The sequence below is a fragment of the Actinokineospora sp. HUAS TT18 genome (assembly GCF_051364635.1).
Taxonomy (GTDB): domain Bacteria; phylum Actinomycetota; class Actinomycetes; order Mycobacteriales; family Pseudonocardiaceae; genus Actinokineospora.
Map to the genome: position 1 here is coordinate 5003435 of NZ_CP195645.1, position 21052 is coordinate 5024486.

Consider the following 21052-nt stretch of genomic DNA (forward strand, 5'->3'; position numbering starts at 1 on the left):
GGCCGGACGCGGAAGACGCGTCGGGGCTCTGCGGCCACCCGGTACTCAGGGATTGCGGGATAAAGCCCGCAGGACTGCTGGCGCGGCCTGGGCATGCCGACTTGCGCGCATGACCGTGCGAAGGTCAGACCCTTCGCGGCCGCGCGGGAATCAGTCGGGAGTTACGCCGGGCTGCGCGCCGACGGCGACGGGCAGGTGGACCTGGGCCGAGCGCGGGGCGTCGGCGGTGTTCAGGTCGGTGCCCGACGGAACCGAGGACAGCAGGCCGAAGCTCGGCGCATCCACGGAGCCGGTTCCGGTGTGTCCGGAACCAACGGGGGCGGGGAAGCTCAGCGGCGCCAGCGGGCTGGGGCCGGTGGGCTGAGCCGGAGCCTCGTCCGAGGTCTCCGGCGATCCACGCCGGGACATCCCGTCGGAAAGGGCGCGCTCCTGCGCGCCCGCGACGGTGTTCTGGTCGATCGCGCCCGGCCGCACCCCGACAAGAGTGGTGGCCGATGCGATCGGCTGCGCGGTGACGACCCCAACGGCTGGGCCGTGGTCCGCGGTGTCACCGGGCAGCGTCGTGCTCGGAAGCTCGACGTCGGCCACGTCGTCGATCTGGTCGATCGGCAGCGTGGGGGTGACGTCGAAGCGCTCGGTGATCTCGCGGCCGACCTCGTCGAACGCCGCCTTCGCCCGCTCGCCGAACGCTGGGTCCGGTTCGCCGATGATCCGGCCGATGGCGTCGGTCAGATCCTTGATCCGGACCGGGGCGTCGGCGGGCAGGACGGAGTCGATGCGCTCGATGCCCGGGGTGGGCAGGTCGAGCGTGTCCGCGGTGGCGGTGGAGCCGGAGATGGCCCACGCCGCCGCGGTCGTGGCGATGGCGCCGCCGAGAACCATCAGCGTGCGAGAGACCACGCGCCGCATGACTGCGGTCGTCTCCCTCTTCGCCTGGTTCACGTGCGGATACCTGCCTACGTCCGAGATGTGGCCGCACGGCGATCACCGTGCACCGCAGACATTGGCATCACGAGCCGTCGTTATGCACGCGTGACACAGGATGCCCACCTGATCGTGTGACGAACACAGAGTGTCTCCACAGATCACGTTGAGTAGTAACCCTGCTCCAGGGCAAGAATGTCGGAACCTGTCCACAGGTGTGGATCAGCTGCGCTTGAGCACCCGGGTCGCGCCCGCGGCGGCGGTGGTCGCCAGGATCCAGCCGACGGCGATCAGCGCGCCCTGGATCCACTGCGACGCGCCGACCATCCGCCACCGGTTGTCCTGGCCGAGGTCGATGATCGGCAGCAGCAGGTCGGTGGCCAGCAGCGGCGGGTTCCACACCGGGTTGACGTCGGCGTCGAGCTTGTCCATCACGTTGTGGCTGAACCAGATGGTGCCGAACAGCCAGAACGCCAGCAGCCACACCATCGCGAGCCACGGCCGGTAGCCGTAGCCCACGGTCCACTCCTGCAGGCGTCCCCACGCGCGGCCGGCGACGTTCAGCTCGGCGTAGCGCCGCCGCTGCCGTTCGAGCTGGACCTGCTGGGCGCGTTCCTCGTCGCCGCCGCCGGAGTAGACCGCGGCGAGCTGCTCGTACGGGCCGGGGGCGAAGTCGGGCTGGACGTGGCGCAGCCAGGCGAGGCGGGTGCGCACCGGCACCTCGGGGTGGGCGGTGATCGCGGTGAAGGTGAAGTCCTCCAGGTCGACCCCGCCGCGCGCGGCCCACAGGCCGGGTCCGTCGATCACCGACACGACCGACGCGCGGGTCAGCACCACCTGCCCGCGCGGCGGGAACGACGGGGGAAACGACAGCACCAGCTCCTGCGCGGTGAGCCCGTAGGCCGACAGCGACTTGTCGGTGACCGGCTGGCCTGGGCCGGTCCGGCCGCCGAGCCGGGCGCCGCCGAAGGTGGCCATCTTGCCGACCTCGACGAGCCGCACCCGCACGCCGCCGACCGCGCGGAAGCCATAACTACAGAGAAGGTCTTTGCCGATCGATGCGACGCGCGCGTCCAGTGACGGCTTCACCGTGCCGTTGGGGCGTAATCGCGGCTTGATGAACCGGGCGCCGGAGCAGTCGAGGCTCGACCCGATGGCGGCGTTCTGCAGCCGCACCGAGCCGCTGACCCGGACCTTGCGCAGGAACAGCGTGCCGCCGACGCGGAGCCGGTCGGCGAACAGCACGTCGATGCCGGGGCCGCGCAGCCGGGCGCGGGCGAGGCTGGCGCTGCCGTGCACCTGCGCGTCGACCAGCCGGACCTGGCCGTGGGCGCGGAAGGCGTACCGCTGGTCGCCGTCGGAGTCGATCTTGCCGCGGATCGCTCCTCGACCCTCCACGTCGCCCTGGACCTCGATGCCGTCGGCGACCAGCGCGACCGGCACTCGGTCGACCGGCTTGCCCTCGGCGAAGCAGGCGGCGAGCCGGGCCACGACCTCGGGGCGGCCGATGGTGGCGCCGGACAGCAGGAGGTGGCCGCCGATGCGGGCGCCACGCAGGCCGACCGCGCCGAGCGCGGTGAACCCGGCGTCGAGCTTCAGGTCGCCCTCGACGCGCAACCGGTCGGCGTCGAGCACGGCGTGGTCCTCGACGCTGCCGCGCGGCAGCACGAGCACGTGGCTGTCGGAGCCGCCGCCGTTGCCGTCGCGCAGGTGGGCGCCGGAGAACGCGGCGTCGCCGCCGACGCGGGCGCCGGTGAGCAGCACGGTGCCGACGGCGTGGAAGCGGCCGCCGCCGGAGTCGCACAGCAGGTTGCCCTCGACGACGAGGCCGGTGCCTTCGAGCACGGGGCCGGTCGGGTGGTCGAGGCGGGCGCCGGTGAGGTGCACGCTGCCGCCGATGTTGGCGCCGCGCAGCCGCACCTCGCCGTAGGCGCGGGCGGCCACGGCCTGGATGGACCCCGACACGCGCAGCCGGGCGGCGAGCAGGGCGGCGGCGCCGGGGTTGCGCAGCACCGCGCCCGCCAGCCGCAGGGTGCCCTCGATCGTGGCGTCGGTCAGGTCGAGCACGCCGGTGCAGGTGAAGCCCGGTTCGAGGACGAGGTCGCTGCCGACGCGCAGGTTGCGGGCCTTGACCCCGGGCACCCGGCAGCCGGGCATGGTCAGCGCGACGAGCCGGGCCATCCGCAGGATCGGCGGGCGGCGGAACTCGCAGCGGCGCAGCGCCACGACGTGGCCGACGACCCGGCCCTCGATGTCGAACACGCCGGTGACCACGGCGTTGTCCAGGCGCAGCGCGGGCATGGCGCCGGGGTCGAGCGGGTAGGCGCCGGTGAGCAGCCCGGCGAGCACGGGGCCGCGCACCTCCTGGCCGTCGAGGTCGATCGGAGTGCCGGTGGAGAACGCCGCGCGGACCCGCTGCTCGGTCGCCGTCAGCGCGGCGAGCGGCACATAGGACTCTCCGACTTCGATCACAGGCCCATCACATCAGATGGACTGGTCGCCCTGGGACGGTTCGCCGGATACCGTGATCGTGATGACCAGCAACCGCGCCCCGGCGCCACCGGACGTCACCCCGCTCGTGCCAAAGGGCCTGCGGGTCGCCGCGGCGCTCTCCTGGCGCTTCCTCATGATCATCGGGGCGCTCTACGTCATCATCTACGTCCTGGGCTATTTCGCCCACGTGGTGATCCCGATGGCGATCGCGCTGCTGTTGGCCGCGCTGATGGCGCCCGGGGTCGGCAAGCTCGTCCAGTGGCGCGTGCCGAGGGCGCTGGCCACGGCGATCGTCATGGTCGCCGGTCTCGCGGTGGTCGGCGGTGTGCTCACGTTCGTGATCACCGAGTTCAGCAACGGCCTGCCCGAGCTGCAGAGCCAGGTGAACGAGAGCCTCAACACCATCGAGGACTGGCTGGTCACCGGCCCGCTGCACCTGCGTGCCGACCAGATCCAGACCTTCATCGGCAACGCGATCGACGCGATCAAGGCCAACCAGTCGGCGATCACGTCGGGCGCGATCACCACCGCGGCCACCATCGGCGAGGTGCTGACCGGGCTGCTGCTGACCCTGTTCATCCTCATCTTCCTGCTGTTCGACGGCGCCGCGATGTGGCGGTTCGTGATGCGCGGTGTCCCCGCCCCGGTGCGCACCCGGGTCGACGTCGCCGGTCGCCGCGGCTTCTCGTCGCTGGTCAGCTACGTGCGGGCGACCGCGGCGGTCGCGGTGTTCGACGCGGTCGGTATCGGTGTCGGCCTGGCGATCATCGGCGTGCCGCTGGCGATCCCGCTGGCCGCGCTGGTGTTCCTCACCGCGTTCATCCCGATCATCGGTGCGCTCATCGCGGGCACGGTCGCGGTGCTGGTCGCGCTGGTCGCCAACGGGTTCATCGCCGCGCTCATCGTGCTGGCGGTGGTCGTGGGCGTCATGCAGATCGAGAGCCACGTGCTGCAGCCGTGGCTGCTTGGCCGCGCGGTGAAGCTGCACCCGCTGGCCGTGGTGCTGGCGATCGCGGTCGGCTTGATCGCCGCGGGCATCGCGGGCGCGCTGCTGTCGGTGCCGCTGCTGGCCGTGCTGAACGCGGGCATCCGGTCGCTGGTCAGCGAGGAGGGCGACGTCGACCCCGAGGAGGTGCCGGTGCTCGAGGACGAGGGCTCGGTGCCCGGGGTCGAGGAAGAGCCGGAACCGGAGTCGAGCAGGCCATGACGGGACGGGTTCGGCTGCCCGGGGAGCGCTATCGGGGCCCGGACCGGCCCGAGCCGAAGGACCCGGCGGCACCGCTGTGGCTGTCCGCGGTACTGCTGCGGATAATCACCTTCTTCTTCGCCGCGGGCGTGGTGTTCAACCACCGCGACGAGTACGCGAACGCGACGGCGGGCTGGGTGACCGTCGGCGTGATGGCTGTGTGGACGGCCGTCACCTCGGTCTACTACCTGCGCGAGAACAACCGCGCGGTCTGGTTCATGCTGCTCGACCTAGCGATCTGCTGCGGCGCGATGTCCATGTCCCGGATCGTGCTCACCCACGAGCAGCTCACTGAACTGGCCGTCCCGCTCGTGCCCACGGTGTGGGTCACCGCGGTGGTCGCGGTCGGCGCGGTGCGGGCCGGGTTGACCGGCGGGACCGCGTTCGGGCTGGTCGTGGCCTTGTTCAACTACGGCGTGCGCGGCTACATCGACACCGACCTGACCCGCGACCTGGTGCTGCTCGTCGGCATCGGCGCGGTGCTCGGCTTGGCCGCGACCACGTCGCGGCAGTCGGCCGAGCGGCTGGCCAAGGCGCTGCGGGTCGAGGCGGCCACCGCCGAGCGCGAGCGGCTGGCGCGCACGATCCACGACAGCGTCCTGCAGGTCCTGGCCCGGGTCGGCAAGCGCGGCCGGGAGCTGGGCGGCGAGGCCGCGGAACTGGCCGAGCTGGCGGGCAGGCAGGAGGTGGCGCTGCGCGCGCTGGTCGCCGCGGCGCCGCTGGAGTCCACCGAGGACGGCTCGGCCGACCTGCGACCCCGGCTGCAGGTGCTGGCCACCGACCGCTACCAGGTGTCGGTCCCGGCCACCCCGGTGATGGTCACCGAGGCCGCCGCGGGCGAACTGGCGTACCTGGTTCAGGAAGCACTGCACAACGTCGACCGGCACGCGGGCCGCGGCGCGAAGGCATGGGTGCTGCTGGAGGACCTCGGCGACGAGGTCGTGCTGAGCATCCGCGACGACGGTGTCGGCATCCCCTCGGGCCGGATCGCCGCGGCCGAGGTCGAGGGCCGGATGGGGATCGCCCGCTCGATCCGCGGCCGGGTCAGCGATCTCGGCGGAACCATCACGCTGGAGACCGCGCCCAACATGGGCACCGAATGGGAGATCCGGGTGCCCACAGCAAAGGGAGCGAGATGACCGAACAGCCGATCTCGGTGATGGTCGTCGACGACCACCCGATCTGGCGCGACGGCGTGGCGCGCGACCTCGCCGAGCGCGGGTTCGACGTGCGCGCGACCGCGGGCGACGCCGCCGCGGCGGTGCGCATCGCCCGCGCCGTGCGGCCCGACGTCGTGCTGATGGACCTCAACCTGGGCGAGGAGTCCGGGGTCGAGGCCACCCGCAAGATCACCGGCGAGCTGGCGAACACCCGGGTGCTGGTGCTGTCGGCGAGCGGGGAGCACAACGACGTGCTGGAGGCGGTCAAGGCGGGCGCGTCGGGCTATCTGGTGAAGTCGGCGTCGGCCGACGAGCTGGTGTCGGCCGTGCGCCGCACGTCGGCGGGCGACGCGGTGTTCACCGCCGGGCTGGCCGGGCTGGTCCTCGGGGAGTACCGGCGGATGGCATCGGGGCCGGAGGACGACGCGCCGAAGCTGACCGAGCGGGAGACCGAGGTGCTTCGGCTCGTCGCGAAGGGGCTGACCGCGCGGCAGATCGCCGACCGGCTGGTGCTGTCGCACCGGACCGTGGAGAACCACGTGCAGTCGACGCTGCGGAAGCTGCAGCTGCACAACCGCGTCGAGCTGGCCAGATACGCGATCGAACACGGCCTCGACACGGAGCCGGAATAGCTACTCTTGGTGGGGTGAATGAAGCCGTTCCCTTCAGCCCCCGTGAGCTGCGCGTCTCCGACGCCGAACGCAACCATGTGGTCGGCATCCTGCAGCGCGCCATCGGGCTCGGGCTGATCAACCTCGACGAGTTCACCGCGCGCATGGACATCGCGCTGGCCTCCCGCACACGCGGCGAGCTCAACGGCGTGCTGGTCGACCTGCCCGGCGTGGTGCACCCGGACTCCGGCGTCGAGCCCGCCAAGCCGGTGGAGTTCCGGTCGACGATGTCCTCGGTCAAGCGCGAGGGCGAGTGGGTGGTGCCGCGCGACATCCTGGTCCGCAACCGGATGGGGTCCACCGAGTTGGACTTCACCGAGGCCGTCATCCGGTTCCCGGAGATCCGGATCGAGGTCGACGTCGCGGGCGGCTCGGTCGACCTGCTGATGCCCGAGCGCGCCACGGTCGACGCGCACGGGGTCGAGGTCACCGCGGGCAGCGTGGAGGACAAGGTCAGTGGCGCGCCGCGCGGGTCGGGGCCGCATTTCGTGGTCACCGGCTCGGTCAGGGCTGGCTCGCTGACGATCCGGCGGCCGACCTATGTGCGGATCGGGTCGCTGACCATCCGCAGGCCGTGGAGGATCAGCTGGGACGCGTAGTCTTGGCTGTGAAGATCTGCTGACAAGGCAGTGCAGAAAGTCCAGATGGACTTCACAGCGGCTCGGCAGCAGACTCCGCGCGGGGAGGACAGCCCGCACCATCGGAGGAACCCTTGAAGGCTCTGGTCAAAGTCGCCCCGGGCCCCGGCCTCGAACTGATCGAGGTCCCGGACCCGACACCCGGTCCGGGCGACGTCCTGCTGCGCGTGCTGCGCACCGGCATCTGCGGGACCGACCTGCACATCGACTCCTGGGACGAGTGGGCGGCCAAGACGATCAAGGCCCCGCTCACCCTGGGCCACGAGTTCGTCGGCGAGGTCGTCGAGGTCGGCGCCGCGGTCACCAAGGTCAAGGTCGGCGACCTGGTCAGCGGCGAGGGCCACCTGGTGTGCGGCACGTGCCGCAACTGCCGGGCGGGCCGCCGCCACCTGTGCGCCAACACCGTCGGCCTCGGCGTGCACACCAACGGCGCGTTCGCCGAGTACGCGGTGCTGCCCGAGTCCAACGCGTGGGTGCACAACCACCACGTCGACCTGGACGTGGCCGCGATCTTCGACCCGTTCGGCAACGCCGTGCACACCGCGCTGTCGTTCCCGGTCCTCGGCGAGGACGTGCTGATCACCGGCGCGGGCCCGATCGGGCTGATGGCCGCCGCGGTCGCCAAGCACGCGGGCGCCCGGCACGTGGTGATCACCGACATCAGCGAGGCCCGGCTGGACCTGGCGCGCAAGCTGGGCGTCAACGTCGCGCTCAACGTCAGCGAGACGCCGGTCTCGGCGGTCTACGGCGAGCTGAACATGAGCGAGGGCTTCGACGTCGGCATGGAGATGTCCGGCCAGCCGTCGGCGCTGCGCGAGATGATCAGCAACATGACCCACGGCGGCCGCATCGCCATGCTGGGCCTGCCCGCCAGGGAGATCGCGATCGACTGGAGCGCGGTCGTGCTCAAGATGATCACGATCAAGGGCATCTACGGCCGCGAGATGTTCGAGACCTGGTACGCGATGTCGGTCCTGCTGCAGGCGGGCCTCGACCTTTCCCCGGTGATCACCCACCGGTTCCACCACACCGAACACCAGGCCGCCTTCGCCACCGCCCGCGGCGGCAACTGCGGCAAGGTCATCATGGATTGGGAGAGCTGAGATGTTCGGCGCGATGCGCGAGGACCTGCGGACCGGCCTGGACGAGATCCGGGCGGCGGGGCTCTACAAGTCCGAGCGGGTGATCACCACCCCGCAGCAGGCCGCGGTCCAGGTCAACGGTTCGGCCCCGGTGCTGAACTTCTGCGCGAACAACTACCTCGGCCTGGCCGACCACCCGACGCTGATCAAGTCCGCGCAGGCCGCGCTGGACACGTGGGGCTTCGGGATGGCGTCGGTGCGGTTCATCTGTGGCACGCAGGCCCCGCACAAGGAGCTGGAGGAGCGGCTGTCGCGGTTCCTCGGCACCGAGGACACCATCCTCTACAGCTCCTGCTTCGACGCCAACGGCGGCCTGTTCGAGACGCTGCTGACCGACCAGGACGTGGTGATCTCCGACGAGCTCAACCACGCGTCGATCATCGATGGCATCCGGCTGTGCAAGGCGCAGCGCGCCCGGTACCGCAACCGCGACATGGCCGACCTGGAGGCCAAGCTGCAGGAGGCCGCGGGTGCGCGCTACCGCCTGATCGCCACCGACGGCGTGTTCTCCATGGACGGCTACCTCGCCCCGCTGGACGAGATCGTCGCGCTGGCGGAGAAGTACGACGCGCTGGTCATGGTCGACGACTCGCACGCCGTGGGCTTCATGGGCGCGACCGGCCGCGGCACCCCGGAGCACTTCGGCGTCGGCGACAAGATCGACATCTACACCGGCACCCTGGGCAAGGCGCTCGGCGGCGCGAGCGGCGGCTACGTCTCCGGCCACGCCGAGATCGTCGAGATGCTGCGCCAGCGCTCCCGGCCGTACCTGTTCTCCAACTCGCTGGCCCCGTCGATCACCGCGGCCGCCCTGTCCACGCTCGATCTGCTCGACTCTTCGGCCGAGCTGCTGACCAGGCTGCGGGACAACAGCGCGCTGTTCCGCGCGCGGATGACCGAGGCGGGCTTCGACCTGCTGCCCGGCGAGCACCCGATCATCCCGGTGATGATCGGCGACGCGGCCGAGGCGGCCCGCCTGGCCGACCTGCTGCTCGAAGAGGGCGTCTACGTGATCGGGTTCTCCTACCCGGTGGTGCCGCACGGCAAGGCCCGCATCCGCACCCAGATGTCGGCGGCCCACTCGACCGACGACGTCAACCGCGCGGTCGACGCGTTCATCGCCGCTAGGGCGAAGATGTAGATCGGCGTTCGACGAGGAACTCGACGAACTCGGCCATCAGCTCGACCCGGCGGTCCTCGGCCGCCGGGTCGGGCGCGAGTTCGCGACGGATCGTCTCGCCGTCGAAGGTGTGTTCCAACGTGTTGACCAGCAGCGCGAACTCGTCGTCATCGAACATCTCGGCGCCGAGGACCCGCCGGGCGACCACGACGATCTGGTCGAGGAACCGCTTAGTGGTGTCCTTCAACCGCTCCCGCAGTTCAGGGTCCGTGCGCGCGGCGACCATCAGCTCGAACCAGACCACATTGTCGATCGCCCGGTGGCGCTCGCGGAGCAAGTGGATCGCTTCGAGCACCGTGAGCGATTCCTTGATCCGCTCCTCGACGCTGGCGAAGTGCCGGGCGGCGACCTCGGCCGCCGCGGCGACCATGAGGTCCTGCCGCGAGTCGAAGTGCCGGAACAGGCCCCCGCGGGAAACCCCGGACCGCTCGCAGATCGCACCGAGCGACGCCTTGGCGTAGCCGGACTCGGCGATCGTGGCGATGGTGGCCTCGACCAAGAGCCCGATGGTGGTCTCCCGACGCTCCTGCTGGGTGCGGCGCGGTGTGCTCACGAACCCGCGACGGCCGCCCGCCGCGTCGCCGGGTCGACCGTGCCGCGCGGCTCGCCCGCGCGCAGGAACCGGCCGGTGCGCCGCGTGCCGAACGCCGGGTCGAACTCGCCCGCGCCGAACACCCGGTTGCCCGCGACGAGGGTCGCGGTGACGGCCCGGTCGTTGCGGTTCACCATGCGGCTGAGGTTACCGAACACCTCCACCGGCTCCTCGCTGTGCTGATCGACGGATTCGTCGAGCCCGGCCGGGTCGACCACGACGAGGTCGGCGCGGTCGCCCTCGCGGATCGTGCCCGCGTCGATGCCGTACCAGGCGCCGAGTTCGCCGGTGAGCCGGTGCACGGCGCGTTCGACGGACATGAACCCGGTGGTGTGCGCGCGGCGCAGCATGCGGAGCGGGAAGTTGTAGAACGCCATGTTGCGCAGGTGGGCGCCCGCGTCGGAGAAGCCCATCTGCACCTCGGGCAGCGAGCTGAGCTTGTCGAGCACCTTCGGCCGGTGGTTGGAGATCGTGGTGTACCAGCGGACTCTCGTGCCGTGTTCGACGACGAGGTCGAGGAAGGCGTCGACCGGGTGCAGCCCGCGCTCGTCGCCGACCTGGCCGAACGTCTTGCCGACGACCGACTCGTCCGGGCAGGCCAGGATGTGCGCGTCGTAGAAGTCGCGGTTCCACACCCGCGGCGTCCACCTGCGGTCGTACTCCTTGCGGAACCTCCGCCGGTAGGACTCGTCGCGCATCAACTCGTTGCGCGCCTCGTCCTTCAGGTGCAGCGCGGCGGCGCCCGAGCTGAGTTCCTCGAACACGACCAGGTCGATGCCGTCGGCGAAGATGTCGAACGGCACCGGCAGGTGCTGCCAGCGGAAATCGCCGCGGCCGAGCTTGTTGGTCACCCGGGCGATCGGGCCCATGACCCGGCACAGCGCCGGATTGGACTTGACGTCGGCGGCGGTCAGGAAGCTGGTCTTCAGCGGCTTGCGGCCGAACCCGGTGGACGCGGCCAGGTACGGGACCAGGCTGACCGGCGTGGTCAGGTTCGGGATCGACTGCAGCACCCGGCCCGCGCGGCGCAGGATCCGGTGCAGCGCGCGGTACTCGCTCCACCGCGCGTAGGTCGACGGCAGGGTCCGGGAGCGGTAGCGGTCGCCGTCGAGCTTGTCCCAGGGGTTGCGCATCTCCGACAGGCCGACGAAGCCCGCCGCCAGCGCGTCCTCCAGCATCTCGCGCATCCGGGCCAGTTCGGCGGCGCTCGGGGTGACCGCGCGGTCCGTCGACCGGCCGAGCCCCATCGCGGCGGCGCGCATGTCGGAGTGGCCGAGGAACGTCGTCACGTTCGGGCCGAGCGGCAGCGTTTCCAGCGCGGTGACGTACTCCGCGGCGGTGGACCAGGTCTTGTGCTCGGTCAGCGCGCTGACCACGTACTCGTGCGGGATCGCCTCGACCCGGCTGAACAGGTCGGCGGCGTCGAGCGGTTCGACGTGCACGGTGCCGAGCGAGCACGATCCGAAGAGGACAGTCGTGACGCCGTGCCGCACCGACTCGCCGAGCCCGGGCGCCATGAGGACCTCGGCGTCGTAGTGCGTGTGGATGTCGATGAACCCGGGCATGACCCACTGGCCGTCGGCCTCGATCACCTGGGCGCCCGCGGTGTCCAGCGGCGCCTCGGACACCTTCTCGACCCGGCCGTCCCGGATGCCCAGGTCCCGGATGGCGGAGGGCGCCCCGGTCCCGTCGAACCAGCGGCCGCGGCGAATCACGGTGTCCCAGGTCATGCCAACATAGAAACCGATCGGTCTCAAAGTTGTCAATGCTCCGTTCCAGCTAGCGTGAAGCCATGACTGAGGGGAACGACTGGCTCGACCGACTCAGCGACGACGAGCCGCCACCGGTCGACCCGCGCCGCGCCCGCAGGCGGCTGCTCGCGATCGTCGCGGTGGCGCTGGCCGTTGTCGCGGGCGGGATCACGGTCGGACTGCTGGTCACGCCGCCGCTGCCGGAGTGCGTCCCGCTGTCGGCCGAGGAGTTCGAGCGGCTGAAGGACCAGGCCGCGGACGCGCCGCCGGGCACCGAGCAACTCGTCGTGCTCACCAACGGCGGCCTGTGCGGGTCCAAGTGATCGACCCCCGGCGCCTGCGGGTGCTGCGGGCGCTGGCCGACCACGGCACGGTGACCGCGGCCGGGCAGGCGCTGCACCTGACCCCGTCGGCGGTGTCGCAGCAGCTCGCGGCCCTGGAGAGCGAGGTCGGCCAGGAGTTGCTGCACCGCAAGGGGCGGCGGGTGTGGCTGACCGCGGCGGGCGAACTGCTCGTGGAGCACGCGACGGCGGTGATCGCGGAGCTGGACCGGGCCGAGGCGCGGCTGGCCGAGTTCGCCGCCGGGCGGACCGGGCGGGTGCGGGTGGCCGCGTTCGCCTCGGCGATCACCCAGGTCGTGGCGCCCGCCCTGGCGGTCATGCGCGAGACGGCGCCCGGGGTGACGGTGTTGGTGCACGACGCCGAGCACAGCCTCCCCATGCTGCTCGACGGGGAGATCGACCTGGCGATCACCGTGCAGTACCGGCCGCGCGAACACGACCAGCGGATCATCCACACCCCGCTCTACGCCGAGCCGTTCGACGCGGTGCTACCCCCTGGCCACCGGCTGGCGGACCTGGCCGAGGTCGACCTGTCCGACCTCGCCGCGGACGACTGGGTGGCACCGCTGCCCGGCAATCCGTGCCGGGATGTGCTGGTCAAGGCGTGCGAGGCGGCCGGGTTCACCCCGCGCATCGCCCACACTTCCGACGACTTCCACGCCGAGGCCGCGCTGGTCGCGGCGGGCGGCGGGGTCGCGCTGATCCCGCGCACCGCGCTGCGCGGCGTCGACCGTGTCCACCCCGTGGCCGATCCGCCGACCCGCCGGGTGTTCGCCGCGGTGCGGCGTGGCCGGGAGACCCATCCGCTGATCGTGGCCGTGCTGTCGGCGCTCCGGGCGGTCATTACTCAGCCGTGTTAATATTTACTCATGCAGGTAACGGTGACTGAGGCGGCACGCCGGACGCAGATCGTGGAAGCGGCGATCGAGGTCATCGCCGAGGTGGGCTACGCCAAGGCGTCCTACGCCCGGATCGTCGAGCACGCCGGGCTGAGCAGCACCCGGCTGATCTCGTATCACTTCCGCGACAAGGACGACCTGATGATGGCGGTGCTCGTCACCGCGCTCGGCGCCGCCGACGAGGTGCTGGAGTCCCGGATCGCCGACCAGACCGACCGGGTCGCCCTGCTGGGCATCTACATCCAGACCAGGGTCGACCTGCTGCGGACCCACCCGCAGCAGCTGCGCGCGATCGCCGAGGTCGCTGAGCACCGCCGCGACTTCGCCCCGGTGCTGCACGACTTCCGGGTCGGGCGGCTGGAGCGGCAGCTGAGGCAGGGCCAGCGGGCGGGCACCTTCGGCGAGTTCGACCCCGCCGTCATGGCCACGGCGATCTCCAGCGCCATCGAGGGCGCCGACCGGTCCGGCGTCGACCCGTCCGACTACGGCACCGGGCTCACCCGATTGTTCGTTCGCGCTTGCACCTGACCCGACGTCAGGTCCTAGCGTCGGTTCCATGAGCGAGCGGCGATGGGCGGTCGGGGAACTGGCCAGGGCGACCGGGCTGACGGTGCGAACGCTGCACCACTACGACCGGATCGGCCTGGTCAGCCCCAGTGAGCGGACCCACGCCGGGCACCGCAGGTACACCGAGTCCGACATCCGCAGGCTGTACCGGGTGCGGGCGCTGCGGTCGATCGGCGTCGGCCTGGAGGCGATCGCGGCGACCCTGGCCCAGGGCGACCGGGAAACCCTCCGATCCGTGCTGACCGATCAGTTGGCCCACCTCGACGCGCAGGTCCGGCAGATGTCCGACCTGCGCACCCAGGTCCGCGGCTTGCTCGAGCGGATGACCACCGACGCCGAGCCCGGCGAGGTGCTGGCGATTCTGGAGACGATGAACATGATCGAGAGCTACTACACCCCTGACCAGCTCGACTACCTGGCCAAGCGCCGCGAGGAGCTCGGCGAGGACGCGATCAAGGAGGTGGAGCGGGCGTGGCCGGAGGTGATCGCGGCGATGTCGGCCCACCAGGCGGCCGGAACCCCGGTCGACGACGCCGACGTCCAGGCCCTCACCGAGCGCTGGTTCGGCATGATCGAGGCGTTCACCGGCGGCAACGCGGGCGTGCGCGAGTCGCTCGGCAAGCTGTGGGCCGAGCAGGGCGACAAGCTCAACCAGCAGTACGACACCGGGCTCACCCCGGAGCTGATGGAGTACGTGAACCGGGCGAACGCGGTGCGGACTCAGCCCTGAGCGCCGTGCCTCGTCACCGACTCCGCCGCGTGGGTGATCGCGTGGCGGGTGGCTTCGGCGAGGGTGGCGCCGTCGGCCAGCCTGGCGGCCAAGGCGCCGGTGAAGGCGTCGCCCGCGCCGGTCGTGTCGACGGCCTCGACCTGGGGCGCGGGGATGTGTTCCGAACCGTCGGCGGTGATCACCAGTGCGCCCCGGGCGCCGAGGGTGATCACCGTCGACCGAGGGCCGTCGCCGTGGGAGTAGTCGGCGAGCACCTTGGCCTCGTGCTCGTTGACGACGAGTGGGTCGAGCGCGGCGATGGTGGCCGCGGAAAGTTCCGCCACCGGCGACAGGTTCACCACCGGCCGCACGCCCTCCCGCACCGCGAGAGCGACGGCGTGCTCGACGACCGGGATGGGGACCTCCAGCGAGGCGACCAGCACGGCGGCTTCACCGAGGTCCACATCGGCCGCCGTGAGCCGCGAGTTGGCGCCGGGCGAGACGATGATCGAGTTCTCGCCGTCGGGGGTGAGGGTGATGTAGGCCAGCCCAGTAGGGGTTGGCACCCGGCGAACCCCTGTTGTGTCGACCCCCGCCTCGCGGAGGGCGTCGAGCAGGAAAGTGCCGTAGTCGTCGGTCCCGACAGCGGCGACCAGTGCCACCTCGGCGCCCGCGCGGGCCGCGGCCACCGCGGTGTTCGCACCCTTCCCACCAGGCATTATGCGCGTGTCGGAGCCCAGGACGGTCTCCCCGGCGGCGGGCCTGCGGGCCACCTCGACGACGAGATCGGCGTTCGCTGAACCCAGCACAACGACTGACACTTGATCAACCCCCGAAAGTTTGGTCGGTTCCGAACGTGCGCAAGTGTGAACGATTGGGTAGTGGATCGGCTCCACAGTGCGACACTATGCGTCGACTGTTTTCGTACTCCTCGGGCGAATTACCGGCGGGTGCGTGGCGGTTGTACCGGCCACGGCCGGTTTTCGCGTCACCGGTGCCGGTCGTGTAGCCCCCCGAGCGACCGACACCGGTGGCGCGGTCTACGTCTCCGACAAGCCGATCCGCTGCTGCAGCCTGCGCAGCCCGGCCGGAGCCCACCAGGCGGCGTCGCCGAACAGGCGCATCACGGCGGGGACGAGCAGCATCCGCACGACGGTCGCGTCGATCACCAGGGCCACGATCATGCCCACGCCCAGGAACCGCATGCTGGCCAGCGCCGACAGTCCGAACGCGCCGGTGACCACACACAGCAGGACCGCGGCGGCGGTGATCATCCGGCCGGTCCTGAGTAGGCCGGTGCGCACGGCCTCGGCGGTGGACGCGCCTTCGTGGCGGGCCTCGACCATGCGGGAGAGCAGGAACGTCTCGTAGTCCGTCGACAGCCCGAACACCAGCGCCACGATGAGCACCATCAGCCCGGCCTGCACCGGCTGCGGTGTCACGCCGAACAGTTCGGCGCCGTTCCCGTCCTGGAAGACCCAGACCAGCACGCCGAACGTGGCCGACAGACTCAGCGCGCTCATCAGCACGGCCTTGACCGGCAGCAGCACCGAGCCGAACGCCAGGAACATCAGCACGAGTGTCGCGAGAACGAGGACGGCGATCATCCACGGAATTCGGTCCACAATGGACTCGATGGTGTCGGTGATCTCGGCTGGGTAGCCGCCGACCAGCACCTCCGCGTCGGACGGCACCTCGCGCAACGCGTGGATGATCGACGCGGCGCGCTCGGTGTTGGCCTCGCCCGCCAGGGACGCCGTCAGCAGCACGTCGCCGTCCTTGACGCCGCTGAGCTGCACTCCGAGCACGCCGTCGACGTTGTGGGCGTCGTCGATGAACCGCTGCTGGGTGTCGGTGTCCGCGCCACGTAGGACGATCTTGGCCTGGTTGCCGACCGCGGCGGGGAAGGTCGCCGCGATGGCCTCCGCCGTGGTCCGGCTCGGATCGCCGGGCGGCAGCTGCTTCTCGTCGGCGCCGCCGAACGTCAAGCCGCCCAACGGGAGCGCGAGCACCACCAGCGCGGCCACGATCGGCCCGGCGACCAGCACCGGGTGCCGCATGACCGCGTCGGCGATCTTGGCCAGCGGCAGCGAGCGGCGTACCCGGTGGCGGCCGCGCAGCGGGATCTCCACCCGCGGCCCGGCGATGGCGAGCAGCGCGGGCAGCAGCGTCAGCGAGATGACCGCGGCGATCGCCACCGCCGCCATGCCGCCGTAGGCCATCGACCGCAGGTAGTCCATGGGGAACACGAGCAGCCCGGACAGCGCGATCACCAGCAGCGTCGCCGAGAACGCGACCGTGCGACCGGCGGTGGCGACCGTCCTCGGGACCGCGAGCCAGGTCGGCGCGCCCGCGGTGACCTCCTCGCGGAACCTTCCGACCATGAACAGGCCGTAGTCGATGGCCATGCCCAGTCCGAGCAGGACGGCCACGTTCACCGCGAAGGCGTTGACCTCGAACAAGCCGGTCAGCGCACGCAGGACACCGAGCGAGCCGAGGATCGACAGGACGCCGACCAGCACCGGCATGGACGCGGCGAGCACGCTGCCGAAGATGACAACGAGCAGGATCAGCGTGATAGGCAACGACACCGCCTCGGCGATGGCCAGGTCCGATGCGGACCGCTGGTTCATCGCGACCTCGGTCGGCACGGCGCCGCCGACCATCGTCGGGACACCGTCGATCGGGAGTCGGTCCTCGATCGCCTCGAACGCGGCCCGGCGGGTGTCGGGGTCGGTGCCGGTGAGGGTGATCAGGGCGAGTACCTGGTGGCGGTAGTCGTTGGCCAGGGCCGGGTGCTTGGTCGACCAGTAGTCGACGGTTGAGGCGACCTTGTCGCGGGGGAGTTCGCGGAGGGACGCCTGGACTCGCTCGGCGAAACCGGGCTCGTCGATCGCGCCCGGCGCGGTGTAGACGACCACGACGTCCGGTGGGCGTTGGCCGAAGTGTCCGGTGACGATCTCCTTGACCTGGACGGACTCGCTGGCCGGATCGTCGAAGCCGCCCTGGGTCAGCTTCGCGAAGACGCCGAGGCCCCAAATCCCCGCACCGAGGGCGGCGACCAGTGTCACGGCGAACACCGCCCAGCGAGCGCGGTACACGACCGCGCCCCACGATGCGAGCATCTGTCCCCCTGGGGAGCTACAGTCCGCTAACGCCGTTCACACAGGCCCTGGAGACCGGATGACGCAGGTTACCCGCCGGGAACAAGCCCGCGCGGACACCGACCGGGAGATCCGGCGCACCGCGCGGGAGCTGCTGGTGCGCGATGGGCCGCAGGCGGTTTCGCTGCGGGGGATCGCGCGGGAGCTTGGGGTGACGGCGCCTGCGCTCTATCGGTACTACTCGTCGCATTCCGACCTGCTTGATCAGGTGCGCGCCGACGTATGCGCCGACCTGGCCACCGAACTCAGCCACGCCCTGCCGGACGCGGGCGCGCGGGCACAGGTGCTCGCGGTGTGCCGCTCGTTCCGCCGCTGGGCGCTGGCCCACCCGCAGGAGTTCGTGCTGGTCTTCGCCACCCCCGCACGCGAGTCGACCAGCGCTTCGTTCGCTGGGGTGTTTCTCGGTGTGGTCGGGGCGATCATGGCCCCTGGAGCGGTCGACACCCCCACGCCTGCCCAGGCGCCGCCGGAGATCGAGGCCGACCTGGCCGCGTTCCTCGACACGCTGGGGTCGTTGGGCATGGCGATCACGGTGGGCACCGCGTACGCGATGTTGCAGTTCTGGGCGCGGCTGTATGGGCAGGTGGCACTGGAGGTGTTCGGCCAGTTCCCGTTCCCCGTCCGCGACACCGAACCCGTCTTCGAGGCCATGCTGCGTGACCTCGTAGACGAGTTCGGCCCCGCTTAGAGAACGATGTTGACCAGCCTGCCCGGAACCACGATCACCTTGCGCGGGGTGCCGCCGTCGACCAGGGCGGCCACCTTCTCCTCAGCCAGGGCCGCCGCCTTCACCGTTTCCTGGTCGGCGTCCGCCGGGACGGTGATGCGGCTGCGGACCTTGCCGTTGACCTGGATCGGGTACTCCACGGTGTCCTCGACCAGGTAGCGCTCGTCCGCCGTCGGGAACGGGCCGTGGGCCAGGGACTCGGTGCCGCCCAGCTTCGACCACAGTTCCTCGGCGACGTGCGGGCACAGAGGCGCCAGCAGTTGCACCATCGCCTCGGCCACCACGCGTGGCGCGCCGTCGGCGAACTTCTTGGTGATGTGGTTGTTCAGCTCGATCAGCTTCGCGCCCGCGGTGTTGTAGCGCAGGTTCGCGTAGTCCTCGTGGACCCCCGCGATGGCCTTGTGCAGGGCGCGCAGGGTTTCCTCGTCGGGCTCGGCGTCGCTGACGCGGACCTCGCCGGTTTCCTCGTCGACCACATTGCGCCACAGGCGCTGCAGGAAGCGCTGGGCGCCGACGACGTCCTTGGTGGCCCACGGGCGGGAGACGTCCATGGGGCCCATCGACATCTCGTACAGGCGGAAGGTGTCCGCGCCGTAGGTCTCGCACATCTCGTCCGGCGTGACCACGTTGCGCAGGGACTTGCCCATCTTCCCGTACTCCTGCTTGACCTCCTGGTCACCGTGGAAGAACTTGCCGCCGCGCTCGACGACCTCGTTGGCGTTGACGTAGACGCCGCGTTCGTCGGTGTAGGCGTAGGCCTGGATCATGCCCTGGTTGAACAGCCTGCGGTACGGCTCCTCGCCGGTCACGTGGCCCAGGTCGAACAGCACCTTCTGCCAGAACCGCGAGTACAGCAGGTGCAGCACCGCGTGCTCGACGCCGCCGATGTACAGGTCGACGCCGCCGGGGTCGGTGGCGCCGTGTTCGGTCGGGCGCGGGCCCAGCCAGTACGCCTCGTTCTCCGGCTCGCAGAAGCGTTCGCCGTCGGTCGGGTCGACGTAGCGCAGCTGGTACCAGCAGGAACCCGCCCAGTTGGGCATGGTGTTGGTGTCGCGACGGTATTTCTTCTTGCCGTCACCCAGGTCCAGCTCGACCTCGACCCACTCGCTCGCGCGCGACAGCGGTGGCGACGGCTCGGTGTCGGCGTCCATCGGGTCGTAGGTCTTGGGCGAGTAGTCCTCGACCTCGGGCAGCTCGATCGGCAGCATCGACTCGGGCACCGCGACCGGCAGGCCGTCCTCGTCGTAGACGATCGGGAAGGGTTCGCCCCAGTATCGCTGGCGGGAGAACAGCCAGTCGCGCAGCTTGTACTGGACGGTGCCGCGGCCGCGGCCGTGCTCCTCCAGCCAGGCGATCATCGACGCCTTCGCCTCGGCGATCTCCATGCCGTCCAGGAAGCCGGAGTTGATCGCGGGACCCTCACCGGTGAACGCCTCGCCCTCGAAGCCCTCGCTCGGCTGGACCGTCCGGATGATCGGCAGGTCGAACGCGGTGGCGAAGTCCCAGTCACGCTGGTCCTGGCCGGGCACAGCCATGATCGCGCCGGTGCCGTAACCCATCAGCACGTAGTCGGCGACGTAGACCGGGATCTCGGCGCCGTTGACCGGGTTGGTCGCGGACGCGCCGGTGAAGACGCCGGTCTTCTCCTTGTTCTCCTGGCGGTCCAGGTCGGACTTGTTGGCCGCGACCCGCCGGTACTCGGCGACGGCGTCGGCGTGCTCGGCCGTCGTGATCACGTCGACCAGCGGGTGTTCGGGCGCCAGGACCATGTACGTCGCGCCGAACAGGGTGTCGGGGCGGGTGGTGAACACCTCGATCTCGTGCTCGCCGACCGGGAACCGGACCCGCGCGCCGTTCGAGCGGCCGATCCAGTTGCGCTGCATCGCCTTGACCTTCTCCGGCCAGTCCAGGCGGTCCAGGTCGTCGATCAGGCGGTCGGAGTATGCGGTGATCCGCATCATCCACTGGCGCAGGCTCTTGCGGAACACGGGGAAGTTGCCGCGCTCGCTGCGGCCGTCGGCGGTGACCTCCTCGTTGGCCACCACCGTGCCCAGGCCGGGCACCCAGTTGACCGGGGCCTCGGACAGGTAGACCAGGCGGTAGTCGTTCAGCACGGCCTGCTGCTCGGCGCGGGTCAGCTCACACCAGCCGCGGCCGTCGGGGGTGGCGCGCTTGCCCTGCGCGAACTGGGTCTCCAGTTCGACGATCGGCCGCGCCTTGCCCGCGTCGGCGTCGAACCAGGAGTTGAAGATCTGCAGGAAGATCCACTGCGTCCACCGGTAGTACTCGGGGTCGATCGTGGAGATCCGGCGGCGCTCGTCGTGGCCCAGGCCCAGGCGGCGGATCTGCCGCAGGTAGGTCTGGATGTTGTCCTCGGTGGTCTTGCGCGGGTGCTGCCCGGTCTGCACCGCGTACTGCTCGGCGGGCAGGCCGAAGGCGTCGAAGCCCATCGTGTGCAGGACGTTGCGCCCGTTCATCCGGTGGTAGCGCGCGAAGACGTCGGTGCCGATGAAGCCCAACGGGTGGCCGACGTGCAGGCCCGCGCCCGACGGGTACGGGAACATGTCCTGCACGAACAGCTTGTCGGCGGGGACGTCGCCCTTGAGCGGTCCGACCGGGTTCGGCGCGTGGTAGGTGCCGCGCTCCTCCCAGTGGTCCTGCCAGCGCTTCTCGATCCGACCGGCCAGCTCTGCGGTGTAGCGGTGGCTCGGCATCGACTCGGCGTCGCTCATCGGGGTTTCCTTTCGGTCCTGCTCCGGAATGAGAAAACCCCCCAGCCCAAGGGCATGGAGGGTTGCCGCACCAACCGAGTCGTCTCGGTCAGCACGGCCAACTAAGGAGCAGGCGG

18 protein-coding genes are annotated in these 21052 nt (G+C 70.8%); 11 read left to right on the top strand and 7 right to left on the bottom strand.

Features of this window, described 5'->3' with window-relative positions; genetic code table 11:
* Positions 1-150: 150 nt before the first annotated feature.
* Both ACSHT8_RS22965 and ACSHT8_RS22970 read right to left on the bottom strand, forming a co-directional pair.
* Positions 151-909, bottom strand: a complete 759-nt coding sequence (locus ACSHT8_RS22965; RefSeq protein ID WP_436492967.1) for a hypothetical protein — start codon at positions 907-909, stop codon at positions 151-153.
* Positions 910-1146: 237 nt separating this feature from the next.
* A complete protein-coding gene (locus ACSHT8_RS22970; protein ID WP_436492968.1) occupies positions 1147-3396 on the bottom strand; it encodes a hypothetical protein in 2250 nt (749 codons plus the stop codon).
* Positions 3397-3457: 61 nt separating this feature from the next.
* Between ACSHT8_RS22970 and ACSHT8_RS22975 the strand changes: the two genes are divergently transcribed.
* The 6 genes from ACSHT8_RS22975 to ACSHT8_RS23000 all read left to right on the top strand — a co-directional run bounded on the left by ACSHT8_RS22975 (position 3458) and on the right by ACSHT8_RS23000 (position 9415).
* Positions 3458-4624, top strand: a complete 1167-nt coding sequence (locus ACSHT8_RS22975) for an AI-2E family transporter (RefSeq protein WP_436492969.1) — start codon at positions 3458-3460, stop codon at positions 4622-4624.
* Positions 4621-5802, top strand: coding sequence for a MacS family sensor histidine kinase (macS, locus tag ACSHT8_RS22980; protein ID WP_436492970.1), 1182 nt, complete (start codon positions 4621-4623; stop codon positions 5800-5802). The genes ACSHT8_RS22975 and macS overlap by 4 nt, the downstream gene beginning before the upstream one ends.
* Positions 5799-6455, top strand: a complete 657-nt coding sequence (locus ACSHT8_RS22985; RefSeq protein ID WP_436492971.1) for a response regulator — start codon at positions 5799-5801, stop codon at positions 6453-6455. The genes macS and ACSHT8_RS22985 overlap by 4 nt, the downstream gene beginning before the upstream one ends.
* A 14-nt stretch (positions 6456-6469) precedes the next feature.
* Positions 6470-7093, top strand: coding sequence for a DUF1707 SHOCT-like domain-containing protein (locus ACSHT8_RS22990; protein ID WP_436492972.1), 624 nt, complete (start codon positions 6470-6472; stop codon positions 7091-7093).
* A 113-nt stretch (positions 7094-7206) separates the two neighbouring features.
* A complete protein-coding gene (gene tdh, locus ACSHT8_RS22995; protein WP_436492973.1) occupies positions 7207-8235 on the top strand; it encodes an L-threonine 3-dehydrogenase in 1029 nt (342 codons plus the stop codon).
* A 1-nt stretch (position 8236) separates the two neighbouring features.
* A complete protein-coding gene (locus ACSHT8_RS23000) occupies positions 8237-9415 on the top strand; it encodes a glycine C-acetyltransferase (RefSeq protein ID WP_436492974.1) in 1179 nt (392 codons plus the stop codon).
* On the opposite strand, the gene ACSHT8_RS23005 is transcribed toward ACSHT8_RS23000, so the two are convergent.
* Together ACSHT8_RS23005 and ACSHT8_RS23010 are read right to left on the bottom strand one after the other, a co-directional pair.
* Complete coding sequence (locus tag ACSHT8_RS23005) at positions 9399-10007, bottom strand: TetR/AcrR family transcriptional regulator (RefSeq protein WP_436492975.1); 609 nt, start codon at positions 10005-10007, stop codon at positions 9399-9401. The two genes, ACSHT8_RS23000 and ACSHT8_RS23005, sit on opposite strands and share 17 nt — an antisense overlap.
* Entirely contained in the window at positions 10004-11776 is a 1773-nt protein-coding gene (locus tag ACSHT8_RS23010; protein WP_436492976.1) for an N-acyl-D-amino-acid deacylase family protein, read from the bottom strand. Before ACSHT8_RS23010 ends, ACSHT8_RS23005 begins: the two co-directional genes overlap by 4 nt.
* 62 nt (positions 11777-11838) lie before the next feature.
* Here ACSHT8_RS23010 and ACSHT8_RS23015 point away from each other — a divergent pair, with 62 nt between their 5' ends.
* Genes ACSHT8_RS23015 through ACSHT8_RS23030 form a run of 4 tightly spaced genes read left to right on the top strand, consistent with a single transcriptional unit; the run spans position 11839 to position 14334 of the window.
* Entirely contained in the window at positions 11839-12120 is a 282-nt protein-coding gene (locus tag ACSHT8_RS23015; protein ID WP_436492977.1) for a hypothetical protein, read from the top strand.
* The gene (locus ACSHT8_RS23020; protein ID WP_436492978.1) at positions 12117-12998 is read left to right on the top strand and encodes a LysR family transcriptional regulator; all 882 of its coding nucleotides are present in this window, start codon (positions 12117-12119) and stop codon (positions 12996-12998) included. The genes ACSHT8_RS23015 and ACSHT8_RS23020 overlap by 4 nt, the downstream gene beginning before the upstream one ends.
* A 21-nt stretch (positions 12999-13019) precedes the next feature.
* Positions 13020-13565: a TetR/AcrR family transcriptional regulator gene (locus ACSHT8_RS23025; RefSeq protein WP_436492979.1), complete on the top strand. Its 546-nt coding sequence runs from the start codon at positions 13020-13022 to the stop codon at positions 13563-13565.
* 28 nt (positions 13566-13593) lie between these two features.
* On the top strand, positions 13594-14334 hold the full coding sequence (locus tag ACSHT8_RS23030) for a MerR family transcriptional regulator (protein WP_436492980.1): 741 nt from the start codon (positions 13594-13596) through the stop codon (positions 14332-14334).
* Here ACSHT8_RS23030 and ACSHT8_RS23035 read toward each other — a convergent pair.
* Positions 14325-15134, bottom strand: a complete 810-nt coding sequence (locus ACSHT8_RS23035; RefSeq protein ID WP_436492981.1) for a ribokinase — start codon at positions 15132-15134, stop codon at positions 14325-14327. The two genes, ACSHT8_RS23030 and ACSHT8_RS23035, sit on opposite strands and share 10 nt — an antisense overlap.
* A 219-nt stretch (positions 15135-15353) precedes the next feature.
* A complete protein-coding gene (locus ACSHT8_RS23040; RefSeq protein ID WP_436492982.1) occupies positions 15354-17438 on the bottom strand; it encodes an MMPL family transporter in 2085 nt (694 codons plus the stop codon).
* A gap of 58 nt (positions 17439-17496) precedes the next feature.
* Here ACSHT8_RS23040 and ACSHT8_RS23045 point away from each other — a divergent pair, with 58 nt between their 5' ends.
* The gene (locus ACSHT8_RS23045; protein ID WP_436492983.1) at positions 17497-18165 is read left to right on the top strand and encodes a TetR/AcrR family transcriptional regulator; all 669 of its coding nucleotides are present in this window, start codon (positions 17497-17499) and stop codon (positions 18163-18165) included.
* On the opposite strand, the gene leuS is transcribed toward ACSHT8_RS23045, so the two are convergent.
* A complete protein-coding gene (leuS, locus tag ACSHT8_RS23050) occupies positions 18162-20936 on the bottom strand; it encodes a leucine--tRNA ligase (RefSeq protein ID WP_436492984.1) in 2775 nt (924 codons plus the stop codon). The two genes, ACSHT8_RS23045 and leuS, sit on opposite strands and share 4 nt — an antisense overlap.
* Positions 20937-21052 lie beyond the last annotated feature (116 nt).